This window comes from Aeromonas enteropelogenes, from assembly GCF_020097295.1.
Classification (GTDB): domain Bacteria; phylum Pseudomonadota; class Gammaproteobacteria; order Enterobacterales; family Aeromonadaceae; genus Aeromonas; species Aeromonas enteropelogenes.
Genome location: NZ_CP083625.1, coordinates 2,316,966 through 2,332,910, shown reverse-complemented (window position 1 = coordinate 2,332,910; position 15,945 = coordinate 2,316,966). Strand labels below are relative to the sequence as shown.

At 61.6% G+C, this 15,945-nt stretch carries 15 protein-coding genes; 8 read left to right on the top strand and 7 right to left on the bottom strand.

Translation table 11 applies throughout. From position 1 onward, the window contains the following. Window position 1 precedes the first annotated feature (1 nt). The 3 genes from tssI to LA321_RS11020 form a co-directional block, all read right to left on the bottom strand. Window positions 2–2,062, bottom strand: a complete 2,061-nt coding sequence (gene tssI / locus LA321_RS11030) for a type VI secretion system Vgr family protein (protein ID WP_042072379.1) — start codon at window positions 2,060–2,062, stop codon at window positions 2–4. 346 nt (window positions 2,063–2,408) lie between these two features. Further along, the gene (gene hcp1 / locus LA321_RS11025; protein WP_201940504.1) at window positions 2,409–2,927 is read right to left on the bottom strand and encodes a type VI secretion system effector Hcp1; all 519 of its coding nucleotides are present in this window, start codon (window positions 2,925–2,927) and stop codon (window positions 2,409–2,411) included. 424 nt (window positions 2,928–3,351) lie between these two features. Beyond that, complete coding sequence (locus tag LA321_RS11020) at window positions 3,352–5,457, bottom strand: TonB-dependent hemoglobin/transferrin/lactoferrin family receptor (RefSeq protein ID WP_042070231.1); 2,106 nt, start codon at window positions 5,455–5,457, stop codon at window positions 3,352–3,354. Between the two features lie 189 nt (window positions 5,458–5,646). Between LA321_RS11020 and LA321_RS11015 the strand changes: the two genes are divergently transcribed. From LA321_RS11015 to LA321_RS11005, 3 genes are read left to right on the top strand one after another with little or no spacing between them, the layout of a single operon-like run. Then, entirely contained in the window at window positions 5,647–6,612 is a 966-nt protein-coding gene (locus LA321_RS11015; RefSeq protein WP_201940509.1) for a ChaN family lipoprotein, read from the top strand. A gap of 24 nt (window positions 6,613–6,636) precedes the next feature. Beyond that, the gene (locus LA321_RS11010; protein ID WP_026457791.1) at window positions 6,637–7,191 is read left to right on the top strand and encodes a cysteine hydrolase family protein; all 555 of its coding nucleotides are present in this window, start codon (window positions 6,637–6,639) and stop codon (window positions 7,189–7,191) included. A 36-nt stretch (window positions 7,192–7,227) separates the two neighbouring features. Then, window positions 7,228–7,611, top strand: a complete 384-nt coding sequence (locus LA321_RS11005; RefSeq protein ID WP_026457790.1) for a hypothetical protein — start codon at window positions 7,228–7,230, stop codon at window positions 7,609–7,611. A gap of 78 nt (window positions 7,612–7,689) precedes the next feature. Here the strand turns inward: LA321_RS11005 and hutZ are convergent, their stop codons facing one another. Both hutZ and hutX read right to left on the bottom strand, forming a co-directional pair. After that, the gene (hutZ, locus tag LA321_RS11000; protein ID WP_042070236.1) at window positions 7,690–8,247 is read right to left on the bottom strand and encodes a heme utilization protein HutZ; all 558 of its coding nucleotides are present in this window, start codon (window positions 8,245–8,247) and stop codon (window positions 7,690–7,692) included. Beyond that, entirely contained in the window at window positions 8,244–8,756 is a 513-nt protein-coding gene (hutX, locus tag LA321_RS10995; protein WP_026457788.1) for a heme utilization cystosolic carrier protein HutX, read from the bottom strand. Before hutX ends, hutZ begins: the two co-directional genes overlap by 4 nt. Window positions 8,757–8,927: 171 nt before the next feature. On the opposite strand from hutX, the gene LA321_RS10990 reads away from it, so the two are divergent. The 5 genes from LA321_RS10990 to pepE all read left to right on the top strand — a co-directional run bounded on the left by LA321_RS10990 (window position 8,928) and on the right by pepE (window position 14,089). Next, window positions 8,928–9,779: a heme/hemin ABC transporter substrate-binding protein gene (locus LA321_RS10990; protein ID WP_042070238.1), complete on the top strand. Its 852-nt coding sequence runs from the start codon at window positions 8,928–8,930 to the stop codon at window positions 9,777–9,779. After that, on the top strand, window positions 9,776–10,807 hold the full coding sequence (locus tag LA321_RS10985; RefSeq protein ID WP_201940511.1) for a FecCD family ABC transporter permease: 1,032 nt from the start codon (window positions 9,776–9,778) through the stop codon (window positions 10,805–10,807). Before LA321_RS10990 ends, LA321_RS10985 begins: the two co-directional genes overlap by 4 nt. A gap of 11 nt (window positions 10,808–10,818) precedes the next feature. Continuing rightward, window positions 10,819–11,613 carry a heme ABC transporter ATP-binding protein gene (locus LA321_RS10980; protein ID WP_201940514.1) on the top strand — a complete coding sequence of 265 codons (795 nt, stop codon included), beginning with the start codon at window positions 10,819–10,821 and terminating at the stop codon, window positions 11,611–11,613. 214 nt (window positions 11,614–11,827) lie between these two features. After that, window positions 11,828–13,195, top strand: a complete 1,368-nt coding sequence (locus tag LA321_RS10975) for an endonuclease/exonuclease/phosphatase family protein (RefSeq protein WP_042070223.1) — start codon at window positions 11,828–11,830, stop codon at window positions 13,193–13,195. A gap of 168 nt (window positions 13,196–13,363) precedes the next feature. Beyond that, on the top strand, window positions 13,364–14,089 hold the full coding sequence (gene pepE, locus LA321_RS10970; protein ID WP_042070224.1) for a dipeptidase PepE: 726 nt from the start codon (window positions 13,364–13,366) through the stop codon (window positions 14,087–14,089). A gap of 86 nt (window positions 14,090–14,175) precedes the next feature. Here the strand turns inward: pepE and LA321_RS10965 are convergent, their stop codons facing one another. Both LA321_RS10965 and alr read right to left on the bottom strand, forming a co-directional pair. Next, window positions 14,176–14,595: a secondary thiamine-phosphate synthase enzyme YjbQ gene (locus tag LA321_RS10965; RefSeq protein ID WP_201940518.1), complete on the bottom strand. Its 420-nt coding sequence runs from the start codon at window positions 14,593–14,595 to the stop codon at window positions 14,176–14,178. Continuing rightward, complete coding sequence (gene alr, locus LA321_RS10960; protein WP_201940520.1) at window positions 14,595–15,668, bottom strand: alanine racemase; 1,074 nt, start codon at window positions 15,666–15,668, stop codon at window positions 14,595–14,597. Before alr ends, LA321_RS10965 begins: the two co-directional genes overlap by 1 nt. Window positions 15,669–15,945: the final 277 nt, after the last annotated feature.

Sequence of the window (15,945 nt, the reverse complement as noted above, 5' to 3'; positions counted from 1 at the left end):
CTTATTCAGAAAAGAGGTAGAAGGCCTTGGGTTTCTTCTCTACAGGTTCCTGCTCCTTGAGCAGTGCTTCCATCGCTTTTTCTGTGGGTACGGCCTTGACCAACTCCACCGCATCGGGAGCCTTGACCACTTCTACCCCTTTGGGCGCTACCGGAGCCTGACCTGCCCAGCCGGAGCCTGAGCCCGGACTGCCGCCTGCATTGAGCTTGATGCCGGGGCCGACCAGCTTGACGCCACTGGGGTCGACCTTGACGAAACTGCCGCCCCCCTTGAGGGTGATTTCGGAGCCCGCCTCCAGCACCAGTTTGTCGCCGACCTTGATATGAACCTCTTGTCCGGCAGCCACCAGCAACGACTGCCCCAGCTTCTGGTGCAGGCTGGCATCGACCGTGAGGGAATAGTCTGCCTTGATATGATCCCGCTTCTCACCTTCCACCGTCAGGTGGTCATTGGCCTTGATGCGCGTCACCCGTTCGTTATCGACGTCCCGATGCTCGTCGTGCTTGATATGCCAGGCCGCATCATTCTCAATCAGCACGTTCAGGTCTTTCTGACCGCGCAGGTAAATCTCTTCCTGCCCCGCCTGGTCTTCAAAACGCAGCTCGTTGAAGCCCTCACCCTGGTGGGTCTCGGTACGCAGCACGGTGCGGGTCTTGTTGGCCGGCAACTCATAAGGCGGCCGGTTGGTGGCGTGGTAGGTGCGCCCGGTGACGATGGGCTGGTCCGGGTCTCCTTCCAGAAATGAAACGATGACCTCATGGCCGATACGCGGAATGGCCATCATGCCGTACTGGCCGCCCGCCCAGCCCTGACTCACCCGTACCCAGCAGGAGCTCTGGTCATTGGAACTGCCATATCTGTCCCAGGGGAATTGCAGCTTGACCCGGCCGTGTTCGTCGCAGTAAATCTCCTCTCCCTCCGGGCCCACCACCATGGCAATCTGCGGGCCATCCACCATGGGTTTGTGAGGCGCTTGCGGGCTGCCAATACGGGCCCGCCAGGTGCTGCTCGCCTTCACCACGCCAAATTCGTTGTGGTAGACGGTCGGGCCGCTGCCCCCCTCCTCTTCCAGCGCCTGCGGCTGTTGGCCGGTATGACGGATATGGACGATTTGCCAATCGCTGTTGAGGTTGGCGTTCGGGTGTTCGGTCAGGGAGAAATACTGCCCCGGCAGCAGGGCCGCGCTGTTGGATTTGCCGCTACCGGTCACGGCGTCATTGCGCAGGCCATCCAGCCTATGCTGGGCAAACGCCTTGCCGCTCGGGTCCTGCTTGTAGCGGCCCGGGTAGTCGAAGTGCTGGTAGCTCTGGCGCTGATGCTCGAGTTCGGCCCCCAGCTTCTTGTGGGAGAGCCCATAGGCCGGGGTCTTGAAGCTGTAGTCTTTGAGCTCCACATCCGAGGTGCGTACCGCCTCGCGATAGTGGAACTGGCGCACATAGGCGCCCTGCTCGAGCGAGCGGTTGCCGAGGTTGAAGAAGAGCTCGGGACCGGCAGTCAGGGCCGCCGCGTCGTCGGCAAACACGAGACGGTGTTTGCCTTGCTCAAACTCAAAGAAGTAGAACATCCCCTCTTCGGCGGCGAGGCGATTCAAGAAATCGAGGTCGGTCTCGCGATACTGGACACAATACTCGCGCTGGGCATGTTCATTTTTGAGGGCAAAGGCATAGTCGGTAATGCCGTGTTCCTGCAACAGGATGCTGAGGATTTCGTCGGGCTTTTGCGCCTGGAAGATGCGCGAGTTGTGACGCAGCGACAGCCGCCACAGGGCCGGTTGCACCAGCAGCTGGTAGCGAGTACGGCGAAAACCGCTGTCCCCTTGGGCAACGTCACTGACCACCCCGCATACCCGGCGCTGCAGCTCGCCGTTATACCACACCAGGAGCTCGCACGGCTGGTCCAGCACGGCGGCAAAGTCGATGTCCGGCTGGGGACTTGCCAACTCAAGGCGCAGCTGGAACGGGTCGTTCAGCGCCTCTTCCAGGGCAAACTCGGCCACCACGAAGGTCCCCTCGGGCAGCGCCCCCACCTTGACGGTAAACTGCAATCCGGTTTGATTAGCCATGCTCTCTCACCCTTGTCACGGCTCGGCAATGCCAAAGCCTTCGCCACTGTCTGACCCGAATATGCCTGACCCTTCCAAAACACCACGCGCCCGCCCTCTCCGGTTCCTAAAATGCAACCAAAGATAAGGCAGGCAATGAATCACGTGCTGATTGTGTCTGCATCACAGGACACCTTTATTGCTTTGCCATCCCTGCGCAGTCATCGCATCAGGGATGGCAAAACAGAAAAGCTCCAGCCTGCCCACAGGCAGACTGGAGAAAATGCACAGTACAAGAAGCCGGTTGCTCAACCGACCAAAATACACATAACTACTTACAAGGAATACCAAAGTAAGAAATCGAGGATTAAGCCTCGATCGGAGCACGCCAGTCGTCAGCACCAGAGGTACCGGCCACAGTGTGTTCCCAGTCAATCTTGCGGTATGCCATGGAGACCTGGATCAGCTGGGTGAAGTCAGACTTCGTCGGATCCTGGCAGTGCGGCATCTGGCAGTCGATATCCACGATGGTGGCATCGGTCAGCACTGTGCTGAAGAAATGCTCCTGCTTGCCCTCGACGGAGGTGCGATACCATTTCAGGGTCACTTTCGGCAGCATCTCGCCAGACGCCAGGGCGTTGTACATGAGCGGAACCGCTTTGTTCAGGGCCACGGTGAACTTGAACGGCTTGTGGACACGCTGGCCAGCCGGCTGGCCGGATTGCGGGTCGGTCGGTACGGTCACGACGTGCTGGAACTCTTGTACCAGCATCTCGTCTTCGTGGCCTTGCACGAAGATGTTGCCGACGGAGTCAGAGGTGAAGGCACCCGCGGTGATGTTGCCCTGGGTTTTACCTTCGATGCTGATATAACATGGAGTTGGCATGGATATGCTCCTGATAGATTAGTGAAATGAGATAGCACTCGAGCGAATCTATTAGCAGCGTCCATGCCAAACCAAAAACCATATAAATATCATATAGATAAAAACAAGCCCTCGTCCCCATCACCACTTTTTACGCAAGATTTCGCGCAAACCTGCTCCCCGAACTACCAAATACTGCAATGGCAGTGATAAATGTCATCATGAAAGCAAGATGTTGCGCATATCAGCATTTATGACTACAAAGATGGTCTCGCCCCCCCCCATTACCAACATTCCCTCTGTGCGACCAAGGTGCCAGCCACTTTTCCGTGACCTCGCGTCAATCCTTGTCACTGAAGCAGAGATAAAAAAATCCCCGCCTGTTCGGGCGGGGATGTGTGCGGGGATCCCTGCTCCCCTCATGACTGCGTGTGCTGCTTGTTATTTAGAAGACGTACTTGATCCGTGCGCTCAGGTTGCGGCCCGGCTCGGTCATGGCGCTGTTGTCCGACCCTTCGACACGGCCGGCGATGCGTTCATAGCTGGTGTACTCCTTGTCAAACAGGTTGAAGACACCGACGTTGAGCTGCAGATCGGCCATCGGATTGAACTGGGCATACATGTCCACTACGCCCCAGCCTGCGCTCTTGACGTATTCGTTGCCCTTGCTGTCCTTGCGAACCTTGTCCATGTCGTCGGCAAAACGCAGCGCCGTGTTGAAGTTCCACTTAGCCTGTTCGAGACGCACCCCTACGCTACCATTGAGCGGGCTCAGGCTGTTGATGTAGTTGCCATCCCCATCCTTGCCTTCGATATAGGCCAGGTTGCCCCAGACGTTGACGATGTCGTTCAGCCAGTAATCCGCCTTGGCTTCGACCCCCTTGGTGGTGGCCTTGCTCAGGTTCTGATACTGGTAGACGGAGGTTCTGCCTTCCGTGCCCACCTGCACCATCTCGATGAAATCATCGAACTTGTTGTAGAAGCCGGAGACTTCGTAGCTCAGACCGTGGCTGCTGCCGCGCACGCCGAGATCGATGCCGTCGCTGCTCTCCGGATTGAGGTTCGGATTCGGCTCGATGCGATAGCCGTAGGCCTGGTGATTGAGGGTGGAGAAAGCGGTGTCATACATGGGCGCCTTGAAACCATGGCTGTACTGGGCGAACAGGTTGGCCGCCTCATGGGCCTTGAATACCAGGCCCAGCTTGGGCGACAGCTCCCCTTCGGAGAACTTGTGCAGCTTGTCTCCGGTGTACGCAGGGTCATTGTCCGGGGTCATGCGGTAGTAGTCGTAGCGGGCCCCCGGCGTCAGCACCCAGCGCTCGCCAAACTTGATCTCGTCAAAAGCCCACAGTGAGCCACGCTCGCTGGTAGTTGAGGGGAAACTCAGCTCGTTGTAGCCGACAAAATCCCCCGAGGTGGTGGGCCCCTTGTAACGGGATCGCTCGTTGTCCGTGTGTTCGTACTCGGCCCCCCAGGCCAGGCGGTGATTGCCAATCGCCTTGTGGAACTGCAGCTGGGCTCCTGCGCTAGTTTGCTCAAACTCGTTGTTGTCCAGCGAGTTCTTGGTCACATAGGGGTTGCCCGGGCTGACCGGGTACTTGGAAGAGGCGTATTGATCCAGGGTCTGCTTGGTGCGGGAGTAGTAGACCTTGCTGTCCATCCGATCGGCCCAGCCAAGGTTGAGCGCGATGCCGTGATCCAGCACTAGGGAGAGGTTGTCGGTCTGCTTGTCGGTGATGGGCTGCTCGAAGACGCGGGCAGTGCCGGTACCCACCTTGTTGAGTTTGATGGCATCCGGCTCCTCGCCATCGGTCAGGTAATCGACGGTCAGCTTGAGGAACTGCTCATCGGAGAGGTTCCACTTGCTCTTGAGCAGCAGGGCGTGGGTACCGATATCGAAATCGCTCTTGCTGGAGTCATAATTCTGGGTCACGCCACCATCTCGCCAGGTGTAGCGCAGCAGGTTTTCCACCTCGCCGGTGCGCAGGGCGCCGGTAAAGCCCGCCATCGTCTGGTGACTGCCGGAGGCATAGCCGCTGGTCACGTCCAGATAGCTGTCCCTGCCCTTGAGGAAGTCGCCGGCATCCTTGGTGGTGATGGCGATGACGCCCCCCAGCGCATCTGATCCATACGCCGCAGAAGCCGGCCCCTTGGCCACTTCCACCTGCTTGATCATCTCGGTGTCGAAATAGCTCTGACCCACGCCCCCCTTGCTGTAGGCATCGTTCAGGCGCACGCCGTCACGCACCACCTTGACCCGGTTCTCCCCCATGCCACGAATGATGAAGGTCTGGGCATCCCCCTGACCGCCCAGCACGGTCACGCCCGGCTCGTAGCGGAACAGATCAGCGGCATCGGTTACTACCTGTTCTTCAATCTGCTTGGCGGTGATCACCGAGATAGGACCGGAAACATCTTCCAGTTTTTGCTCCATCCGTGAGCCGCTGACGACCACGACTTCATTCGCCTGGTGGCTGGCGGCAAAGAGTGGGGTGGAAAGCCCTGCTGCCACAGCCATGGCAACCAGAGAGAGTGAGTTATGGTGGGTCACAGCGAATCCTTGTTGAGAATAGTTATCAATCAATGCGCATATTACTCACCATCAAACAAAGATCAATAAAAAGAATCATTATCATTTGAAAGCGAACTTCTTGCTCTTACACTGTCGGCGGCTGTTACCCTTTAATCCTGTTTTTCATCCGCGATGCCTGCGCATCCCGAACCATTTGCCGTGAGATCCATGATGAAACGACTCCCTCTGCTCGCCCTGCCCCTGTTGCTGGCAGCCTGTGCCACTCAACCCGTACCACCTGCATCGTTGCAGACCCTCTATGACTACCAACTGAGCAGCGATCGGCAGGATCCCCTCACCCTGGAGCAGGCCATCGCCCGTGTGGCCGATGCCGACATCATACTGGTGGGCGAATTGCACACGCACCCCGCCATCCATCTGCTGCAATCCCGCCTGCTGGCCGGATTGAATGACAGCGCCGCACAGACAAGGCGGCAGCTGACCCTCTCCATGGAGCAGTTCAGCCGGGCCGATCAGGCTACCCTGGATGCCTATCTGGCAGGGCGCATCGGCGAAGCGGTGTTGATCCGCGAAGGCCATGCCTGGCCCAACTACCAAAGCGACTACCGCCCCCTGGTGGAATTTGCCAAAACCCATCGGCTGCCAGTGATCGCCGCCAATGCCCCCAAACCTCTGGTGAGCTGTGTCGGCCAGGAGGGGCCCGAGTGGCTGGACAAGCTTCCCGCCAACCGGCGCAGCCAGCTGGCTCGCGAGCTGACGTTGGGGAGTGATGCCTATCGCCAGAAGTTTATGGCCTCCATGCACCACGGCGATGCCGACAGCAACGCCCGCCGTTTCGCCGCCCAGACCAGCTGGGACGACACCATGGCAGAAAGCATGGTGGATTACCTCGCCAGCCACCCGGGCCGCCAGATCATGCATATCGCCGGCAACTTCCATGTGGAGGGGGGCCTGGGGCTCGCCAGCCGCATCGCCAGCCGCAATCCGGCGCTCAAGGTGGCCCTGATAGTGCCGCAAACCGGCGACACGCCCGCTGCCGGGCGCCCTGCCGATGTGACGGTCACCGTCATGCCGCTGCCGGCACGCTGGCAAAGCAGTGCCGAGATGAAGCAAGATATGGGGGCGCTGCATCAATCCCGCAGCCGTGACTGCAGCCTGTGGCTGCAACCCTAATCATCAAGGAGACGGCGAGCATATATGGACGTGTTACTGATCATCGACGTGCAGCAAGGGGTAATGAAAGATACCCACTACAACCAGCAGCAGGTATTGGCCAATATCAACCGGGCTGCGGCTTACATCAGGCAGCAACATGGCCGGGTCATCTACGTCCAGCACGATGGCCCGCCCGGTAGCGAGCTGGTACCGGGCACGCCGGGGTGGCAACTGCACCCGGCGCTGCAACCGGCCAAGGGGGACAGCCGGGTACGCAAGGAGGGCTGTGACAGCTTCCTCGATACCGAGCTCGCCTTCCTGCTGGCCGAACAACCGGTCGACAGACTCATCCTCTGTGGCAGCAACACCGATTTTTGCGTCGATACCACGGTGCGCAGCGCGGCTTCCCACGGCTTCGAGGTGCTGGTGCTGAGCGATGGCCATACCACGGCCGATCGTCCCCACCTGGGGGCGGCGCAGATCATCGAGCATCACAACTGGATGTGGCGCCACCTCAGCCTGCCGCAGGGGCGCGGTGTCACCCTGCTCAGCACGGATGAGCTGCTGGCAGTAACACCCGCTGTGCAGCCATGTTAATCTGCGAGCCTCGTTTAGTTTTCACCGGAGTCTGTCGTGCGCCTGTTGCCTGTCACCCTGTTGCTGCTGTTTCCCCTGCTCAGTGCCTGCTCCGGCTTGCCCGGGCAGGGTTATGACGGGCCTGAGCCCCTGTTCCTGACCCACATCAGCGAAGAGGGAAGCAAGCGCTTCACCTTCGAAGCCGCGCCCAACGACACCCTGCCGCGCGGGCTGTCGGCCGCCCAGCACCAGCGACTGCTGGAGCAGCGGGAGGAGCTGCAACAGGATCTGCTGACCGAGACCCTGGCCCGCAAGCAATATTGCCGCGACGGTTACATAGTGCTGAGCCAGAACTCCTGGCGACTGCGGGGGGAGTGCAACGAGACAGCGACCGAGGCCGACCGTGGCGCCTTCCCGAACAGGGGCACCTGGCAGGATTGAGGCGCTGCGCGCCGGTGCAAGATATCAATGAAAACGGGCAGCCACTGGCTGCCCGTTTTGTCATGGTATGGCTGGCACTCAGAGAGGTGCATCGGCCGGGCTGGTCAGCTCGGCGCCATTGTCGATGCGCTTGTGCCCTTCCACCAGATGGACGAAATCCACCAGCTCGTCGCCGGAGACGCGAAACGCCTGACCGAAGCCCTTGACGAACAGACCCTGCTCGGGCTTGAGGCGAAACAGCACGAAATCCTTGAGATTGGAGAGACCGTGGACAATCTCGCCAAAGCGCCCTTCCAGCGCGCCGACTGCCTTCTCCCAGCGCACATCGTCGCGGGCCACTACTTCGGCCACCGCATCGAAGGTGAGGCGCTTGCGGGCAAACAGCTCGCGAGCACCGGTTTCATCCTCGATCAGCATCAGCGACACCCTGGGCACCTGCTGCAGGTTGCGGGCGTGACGGGCGATCTCGGAGATCAGCACATAGTAACCATCTTCCTGCAGCACGAAGGGGGCATAGCTGGCATTGGGATTGCCTTCGCTGTCGACCGTGGCCAGCTGCAGGGTGCGGCAGTGGTCGCGAAACTCGCGGATCTCCGGTTGCAGGCGGTTTTGCAGACGTTCCTGACGCTCACTCATGCTTTGACTTCCTCTTGAGACGGGTGGCGCAGGGCCATGAAACGGGTCACCTGATCCGCCAGCAGCTGGCGTTTCTCGTCACGCCCCAGGTAGATCTTGAAGATGCAGCGGCCACTCTCGGCGAAGAACTGGAACGAGTGCCCCTCCTTGCCCATGAACAGCTTACTGACCAGCGCAATCCCCACCACCCTGTCGAGCTTGAGGTGGCCGTGCAGCTCTCCATCACGCCCCATCAGGTTGTAATAGCCGCGCGCATCCTTGCCCTTCGGGAAAGGCGCCTTGACCTCGAAGATAGAACCTTCCGATTCGACTATGGTGGTCACCGGCCCCCAGTCGGCCAGATCCTCCAGCAGACCCTGGGCACGCTCCGGTGGCAACAGGGTCACCAGCTCGGCTGGCAGATGGCGCACCACCTCCCACTCGCTGACGGCCAACTGGGCCGCCAAGGTTGACGGATGAGCGCCGGGATCCTGTTCCAGCAGCGCATGAATGCGTTGTGCAATGCTCATGTTCTCTCCCTCTGCGAGGCCCGTTCGCCCCGCTATTCATCATGGCGGCTACTCTAATAAAGCACCAAACTCAATGCAATTGATAATTGCTATCATTATCAGTGCAATTTTGTTGCGGCCTTGATATTCTCGGCGACACACCCGTTTCATTGATCCTTTTCGGAGGTTAGCATGGGCCGTCGTCTTGCCCTCGCACTCACCCTGTTGGGCTGCTCAGCCCTCCTTGCCCCTCTGGCGGTATCGGCTACTCCAACAGAACGTATCGTCAGCATAGGTCCGGCCACCACGGAACTCATCCTCGCGCTGGGCGGTGAACCCAGCCTGATCGCCACCGATGTCAGCAGTCCGCTGCCCAAGGGACTGCCAAGGGTGGGCTACCACCGCGCCCTCGCAGCCGAAGGGATCCTGAGCCTCGCCCCGACCCGGGTAGTCGGCAGTGACGAGATGGGCCCGGCCCCGACGCTGGATCAATTGCGCCGCGCCGGCGTCAAGGTGGACGTGTTGAAGACGGCCCCCACCCTGGCCAACCTCACCGAGCGCATCGACACCCTGGCCGCTCTGCTGGGGGATAAGCAGGCCGGCACCAGACTCAAGGCCGAGATCCGGGCCCAGACCGACAAGCTGGCGGCCCAGGCCAAACAGAACAAGCCGCTCAAGGTTGCCTTCCTGCTGCTGCACAAGGGACAACCCACCAGCATTGCGGGTGGAGATACCACCGCCAGCGCCCTCATCGAACTGGCGGGCGGCATCAATCCGGTCGCCAGCCTGCGCAACTACAAGCCCGTCTCTGCCGAATCCCTGATCGAAATGCAACCCGACCTGGTGCTGGTAAGCGGCCGCGACTGGCAGCAATATGCCGATCCGGCCAGCGTGCTGGCAGAAGTGCCCGCCCTGGCGGCCACTCCGGCCGGCAAGCGCAAGGCCATTCACGCCATCGACGGTCACGCCCTGCAAGGGGGGCTGAGCCTCAACTCACTGCAGCAGGCGAACCAGATCGCCCAGTGGATCAAGCAGGGATCATGATGCGCCTGCCCCTCCCCTGGTTGCTGGCCATCACTACGGCCTTGCTGGCCCTGCTGCTGCTCGGTTCTCTGGCAACCGGCCCTATGGCCCTCACCATGAGCGAGAGCATCAGGGCGCTGCTGGTCGGTCAGGAGAGCGGGATTGCAGCGCACAAGCTGCTGATTGTGCAGGAGATCCGTCTGCCCCGCACCCTGCTCTGCATCGCGGTGGGGGGCATACTCGGGCTCTGCGGCGCCGTGATGCAAGGGCTGTTTCGCAATCCGCTGGCCGACCCCGGCATCATAGGGGTCTCGGGCGGTGCGGCTCTTGGGGCTGCGCTTGCCATCGTGCTCCTGACTCCCCTCAGCCAGCAGTGGCAAGCCACTCTGGGAATCGGCCTGCTGCCCCTGCTTGCCTTTCTCGGCGGGGCGCTGACCACAACCCTGGTCTATCTGCTCGGCACCCGGGAGGGAGGCACCTCGGTCACCGTCATGCTGCTGGCCGGGGTCGCCATCACGGCGCTCTCCGGCGCCGTGATAGGCCTGCTCACCTATCTGGCCGACGACCAGATGCTGAGGGATTTGAGCCTGTGGCAGATGGGTACCCTGGCGGCGGGCAAACCGGCGGATGTGGCGCTGGCGCTGCTGACCCTGGCGACCCTGATCTGGCTCTTCCTGCGCGATGCCAACCCGCTCAACGCCCTGCTGCTTGGCGAAGGGGAAGCGCGCCACCTGGGGGTGGATGTGCAGGCGCTCAAGCGCCGCCTCATCCTGCTCACTGCCGCCGGCGTCGGCGTGGCGGTGGCCGTCTCCGGCATGATCGGCTTCGTCGGTCTGGTGGTGCCCCATCTGGTGCGGCTGATGGCGGGGCCCAATCACGTCAGGCTTCTGCCACTCTCGGCCCTGCTGGGGGCCGCCCTTCTGCTTGGTGCCGACATGCTGGCCCGCACCCTGCTGGCTCCGGCCGAATTGCCGGTGGGCATCATCACGGCCCTCCTGGGCGCCCCCTTCTTCATCTGGTTGCTGATCAAGGGCCGTCGCGCCCTCTAAGACGGATTGCTATGGATCATCTTGTCCCCTCCCCCCTCCTGACCTGTCAGCAGCTTGGCCTGCGCCGCGGCCAGCGCCGGATCCTCGACAGGCTGGATCTGACCCTCGAAAGCGCTACCCTGACCGCCCTGCTCGGCCCCAACGGGGCGGGCAAGAGCACCCTGCTCAAGTGCCTGACCGGTGAACTGGAGCACGAAGGCAGCATCACTCTGTTTGGCCAGGATCGCAGGCTTTGGGACAGCAACCAGCTGGCCCACCGGGTCGGCGTCTTGCCGCAGAGCTCGTCGCTCAACTTTCCGTTTCTGTGTGAGGAGGTGGTGGCCATGGGGCGACTGCCCCACAGCGAACCGGCCAAACGGCGCGACGAGATAGTGCAGGCCGCCATGACCCACGCCGGGGTAGAACACCTGGCCAAGCGGCTCTATCCAGGCCTATCCGGCGGCGAGCGGCAGCGGGTGCAGTTTGCCCGGGTGCTGGCCCAGATCTGGCAAGCCCCCGACGAGGTGCAGCAGCCGCGCCTGCTGCTGCTGGATGAGCCCACCTCGGCCCTTGATCTGAAATACCAGCACCAGTTGCTGACCATGGCCCGCGCCCTGGCGAGCCGCAACACCGCCGTGCTGGTGGTGCTGCACGATCTCAATCTGGCAGCCCGCTACGCCGATCGGCTGGTGATGCTGGAACAGGGAAAATTGATGGCGGACGGGACACCGGCCGAGGTGCTGACCCCTGCGCTGATTGCCCGCCTCTACGACTATCCGGCCCAGGTGATCCACCACCCCGACAGCGGTTTGCCCATGGTGCTTTGAAGGCTGAAAGTCAAGCCATCTTCCCTCTATCGGGTCCCGGATTACGTCGGGATTCGTCGCTGTGCTTATCGGCAGCGAGATATCCATCAAGGTTCAACAAACGCTGTGAATGCTTTCACACTTTTGCCAGACAAGGGGTTTCAGTTCTCAAGCGAGCACTATAATGGCGCGGCCTTGAAAAGGCTTAACCCATTGATGCTACGGAACAATTATAATGAAGAACAAACACAGAACCCTGCTGGCCGCGGCCGTCGCCCTCGGGCTGCTCGCCGGCTGCAACAGCGACAACGACTCCAAGGCCCCCGATCCCATGGTCCGTTTTGCCACTTTCAATCTCTCGTTCGACCGCACCGCTCCCGGCATGCTGGCCGGCGAACTGGCCCTGACCCGCACCGCTCAGGATGCCCTGCTGGCCCGTTACCAGGAGGGTGACACCAGCCTGAGCGAGGCGGAAAAGACCACCGCCAAGAACGTGCAGCAGATCCGCAATATCGCCGAGATAGTCCAGCGCACTCGCCCCGACGTCTTCCTGCTCAACGAGTTCGACAACGACGGCAAGGGCGAGAGCACTGCCGCCCTCAATGCCTTCAACGACAACTACCTTGCCCACGCCCAGCACTCCGACGTCACTGCCATCAGCTATCCGGTACGCCAGGGTTTTGCCACCAATACCGGCCTGATGAGCGGCTTTGACCTCAATCAGGATGGCAAGGTCAACACGGGGCCGGACGATGCCTGGGGCTTTGGCAACTACCACGGCCAGTACGCCTTCGCAGTCATGTCGAAATATCCGGTCGACACCAAACAGATCCGCACCTTCCAGACCTTCAAGTGGAAGGATATGCCCGGTGAAACCAACCCCGTCATCGATGACTGCAGCAACCCCAAGGCCCCGATCCCGGCCAGCCGCCAGTGTGGCGATGCTTGGTATGACGACGCGGCCTGGCAGCAGTTCCCGCTCTCGTCCAAGAACCACGCCGATGTGCCGGTGCGGATCAAGACGCCGCAGGGGGAAGAGGTGGTTCACTTCCTCATCTCCCACCCGACACCCCCCATTTTCGGCAATGCGGCGCGCCACAACGTCAAGCACAACCGGGCCGAAATCGCCTTCTGGAATGACTACGTCAACGGCCTCGACTACATGACGGATGACAAGGGCACCAAGGGTGGGCTGGCCAAAGATGCCAAGTTTGTCATCGCCGGGGATCTCAACGCCGATCCGCTCACCGGCGACGGCGATCTGAGCGCCATCAAGGCGCTGCTGGACAATGCGCGGATGAATCAGGCCGTCACCAATGGCTCGCTGATCCCGGTCAGCGAAGGGGGCCCGGAGTGCCTGGCCAGCGGCACCGATTGCAAGCGCAACAACAATCGCCCCTCGCCGGAGCGCATCACCAGCAGTAGCGGGTTGCAGCTGGATCACGTTATCCCCTCCGCCAACCTGGAGGCCACAAGCAGCGGTGTGTTCTGGCCGGCAAGCTTCGAGGCCGGTTACCATCTGGTTTACGACGCCAAGCTTGGCATCGCCAAGGGGGTGAGTTCGGATCACCGCCTGGTGTGGGTCGATCTCAAGCTCGACTGATCCTGACGCATCAACCGAGGGGGCTGTGGCCCCCTCATCGTTTCTCCGGCCAAAGTCGGGAAGATCACAAAACCACGCCACCAATCGGGCTAGAATAAGCCCTCCTGTCGCCTGCCCTTGCCGTGGCGGGCGATCCTCCCGTGCCTTCATTCATCGAGGACTTGTTTCATGGAACTGCTTCTTCTTAGCAACGGTAAAGCCAACGAATTTCCGGGCCTGCTCGGCTGGGCCCGCGAGCGGGTGCAGAGCCTGCTCGCCCGCAAGCAGGTCAAGCGTATCCTGCTCATTCCCTATGCGGTGATCCGCAGCGACTGGGACGAACGCGCCCGGGATCTCGGTGACAGCCTGGGGGTCGAGGCCATCAGCATCCATCACTTCGACGATCCGGTGGCCGCCATCAACCAGGCCGAGGCTATCTTCATCAGCGGCGGCAACACCTGGCGTCTGAACCAGCAGCTGCACGAGCAGGGGCTGATCGTGCCAATCCAGCGCGCCGTGCACGAGCGTGGCGTCCCCTATGTAGGCTGGAGCGCCGGCTGCAATGTGGCCACCCCGAGCATCCGCACCACCAACGACATGCCGGTGTGCAACGCCGCCGTGTTGCCGGCGCTGGGTCTGTTTCCGCTGCAGATCAACCCCCACTACCTGGACGCCAGCATCAGCGGCCACATGGGAGAGACCCGCGATGAGCGCCTCGCCGAGTTCTGCACCATCAACCCGAGCGAATACGTGGTGGCCCTGCGCGAAGCGAGCCTGCTACAGGTGAGCGGCGACACCCTGGAGTACTGGAGTGCTCGCGATCAGGACTTCAAGATCTTCAAGCACGGTCAGGAACCGCAAGCCTTTATGGATGCAACCCCGCTGGCCGAACTGACCCCGTTCAGGGTGCGCTAGGCCGCACACAGCCAGACACAAAAACAGAGAGGGATGGCTCAAGGCCATCCCTCTTTTTCATTCTGCCCGACACCACCGACGCCCGCTTACTCCCCCTGCAGGGTCACCAGGATCTTGCGGGCGCCGCCGTCAATACGATGTTCGCCGAGCCAGATCCCCTGCCAGGTGCCGAGCGCCAGCCGGCCGTCACGCACCGGCAGCAGCAGGCTCACCCCGAGCAGGGAAGATTTGATGTGGGCCGGCATGTCGTCCGGTCCCTCACAGGTGTGGCGATAGTAGGGGGCATCTTCCGGCGCCAGCCGGTGCAGGTGCGCCTCCATGTCGGCGCGCACGCTCGGGTCGCAGTTCTCGTTGAGGGTGAGTGACGCCGAGGTGTGCTGCAACAGCAGGTGCGCCATGCCAACTCGGTAATCGGCAAGCTCCGGCAGCCTGGCCACCAGCTCGTCGGTCACCAGATGAAAGCCCCGGGAGCGGGGCTTCAGAGCCAGCAGGCGCTGCTGCCACATCAGACGTACTCCATAAAGACGCGGGAGGTGAGCTTGGTGATGAGCTCGTAGGGGATGGTGCCAATCTCTTCGGCCACCCGCTCAACCGGCAGCCCCTCTCCCCACAGCACCGCCTCGTCTCCCGCCTTGTCGGTTGCGTCCGGGCCCAGATCCACCGTGCTCATGTCCATGGAAACCCGGCCCACCAGCGGCACTATGCGGCCATTGACCAGCACGGGCGTGCCGTTGGGGGCCATGCGCGGATAACCGTCGCCGTAGCCGATGGCGATGACACCGAGGCGGGTATCGCGATCCGACACCCAGTTGGCGCCATACCCCACCGGCTCGCCCGCCTTGTGATCGCGCACGGCGATGAGTTGAGTGCGCAGGGTCATCACGGGTTTCAGGTCGTAATCCGCCGCCACCGTATCGGGGAATGGCGAGACGCCGTAGAGGATCACCCCTGGACGCACCCAGTCGCAGTGGGAGTCCGGCCAGGCCAGAATGCCCGCCGAGTTGGCCATGGCGCGCTCGCCCAAAAGCTGCGCGGTCAGCTTGCTGAACAGATCGATCTGCTCACGGGTGGTGGGCTGCTCCAGCTCATCGGAGCGGCTGAAGTGGGTCATGATGTTGAACGGTTGCACCACGTTCTTGCACTTGCCGAGCCGTTCGATAAAGGCGGGCATCTCCTCGGCCCGTACCCCGAGCCGGTGCATGCCGGTGTCGAGCTTGAGCCAGGCCACTACGGGGGCCGGCAGCTCGGCCTGCTCCAGCGCCTCGAGCTGCTCCCAGGTATGCACCGCGGTCTGCAGATTGTTGGCCGCCAGCACCGGCAGGTCGGCGGCGCTGAAGAAGCCCTCCAGCAGCACTATGGGCTTGACCACGGCGCAGGAGCGCAGCATCAGGGCCTCTTCAATGCGGGCCACCGCGTAAGCATCCGCATCCACCAGGGTACGGGCGACCGGCAGCAGGCCGTGGCCGTAGGCGTTGGCCTTGACCACGGCGATGATCTTGCATTCGGGGGCGTGGCGTTTGACCACGGCGAGGTTGTGGCGCAGGGCCGCTGTATCGATTTGGGCAATTGCCGCTTTCATCTGTTTTCCCTTACGAGGGCATGATAACGCGCCAACGCGTCAGGCACCGGGTGGTGTCAGCCCTCAAATGTCATCGTCTAAGGCCGGACCGGCAGAATTGTCGAACCGGGAAAACTGTTTCTGGAACTCTCTTTACCATCATCAGGGTGACACGCGCAGAGCGGGTCACCTGATGATCAATAGTCATCATCAAACGCAGGGCCCGCGTAGTTGTCAAACCGCGAGAACTGGCCTGGAAGGTGAACCGCACTCGGCCGCATATTGGCGCCGTTACGCT

Excerpts from the sequence above, each read along its gene's own strand:
- tssI (WP_042072379.1), bottom strand. The coding sequence starts at position 2,062 with ATGGCTAATCAAACCGGATTGCAGTTTACCGTCAAGGTGGGGGCGCTG.
- hcp1 (WP_201940504.1), bottom strand. The coding sequence starts at position 2,927 with ATGCCAACTCCATGTTATATCAGCATCGAAGGTAAAACCCAGGGCAAC.
- LA321_RS11015 (WP_201940509.1), top strand. The coding sequence starts at position 5,647 with ATGATGAAACGACTCCCTCTGCTCGCCCTGCCCCTGTTGCTGGCAGCC.
- LA321_RS11010 (WP_026457791.1), top strand. The coding sequence starts at position 6,637 with ATGGACGTGTTACTGATCATCGACGTGCAGCAAGGGGTAATGAAAGAT.
- hutZ (WP_042070236.1), bottom strand. The coding sequence starts at position 8,247 with ATGAGTGAGCGTCAGGAACGTCTGCAAAACCGCCTGCAACCGGAGATC.
- hutX (WP_026457788.1), bottom strand. The coding sequence starts at position 8,756 with ATGAGCATTGCACAACGCATTCATGCGCTGCTGGAACAGGATCCCGGC.
- LA321_RS10990 (WP_042070238.1), top strand. The coding sequence starts at position 8,928 with ATGGGCCGTCGTCTTGCCCTCGCACTCACCCTGTTGGGCTGCTCAGCC.
- LA321_RS10985 (WP_201940511.1), top strand. The coding sequence starts at position 9,776 with ATGATGCGCCTGCCCCTCCCCTGGTTGCTGGCCATCACTACGGCCTTG.
- LA321_RS10980 (WP_201940514.1), top strand. The coding sequence starts at position 10,819 with ATGGATCATCTTGTCCCCTCCCCCCTCCTGACCTGTCAGCAGCTTGGC.
- LA321_RS10975 (WP_042070223.1), top strand. The coding sequence starts at position 11,828 with ATGAAGAACAAACACAGAACCCTGCTGGCCGCGGCCGTCGCCCTCGGG.
- pepE (WP_042070224.1), top strand. The coding sequence starts at position 13,364 with ATGGAACTGCTTCTTCTTAGCAACGGTAAAGCCAACGAATTTCCGGGC.
- LA321_RS10965 (WP_201940518.1), bottom strand. The coding sequence starts at position 14,595 with ATGTGGCAGCAGCGCCTGCTGGCTCTGAAGCCCCGCTCCCGGGGCTTT.
- alr (WP_201940520.1), bottom strand. The coding sequence starts at position 15,668 with ATGAAAGCGGCAATTGCCCAAATCGATACAGCGGCCCTGCGCCACAAC.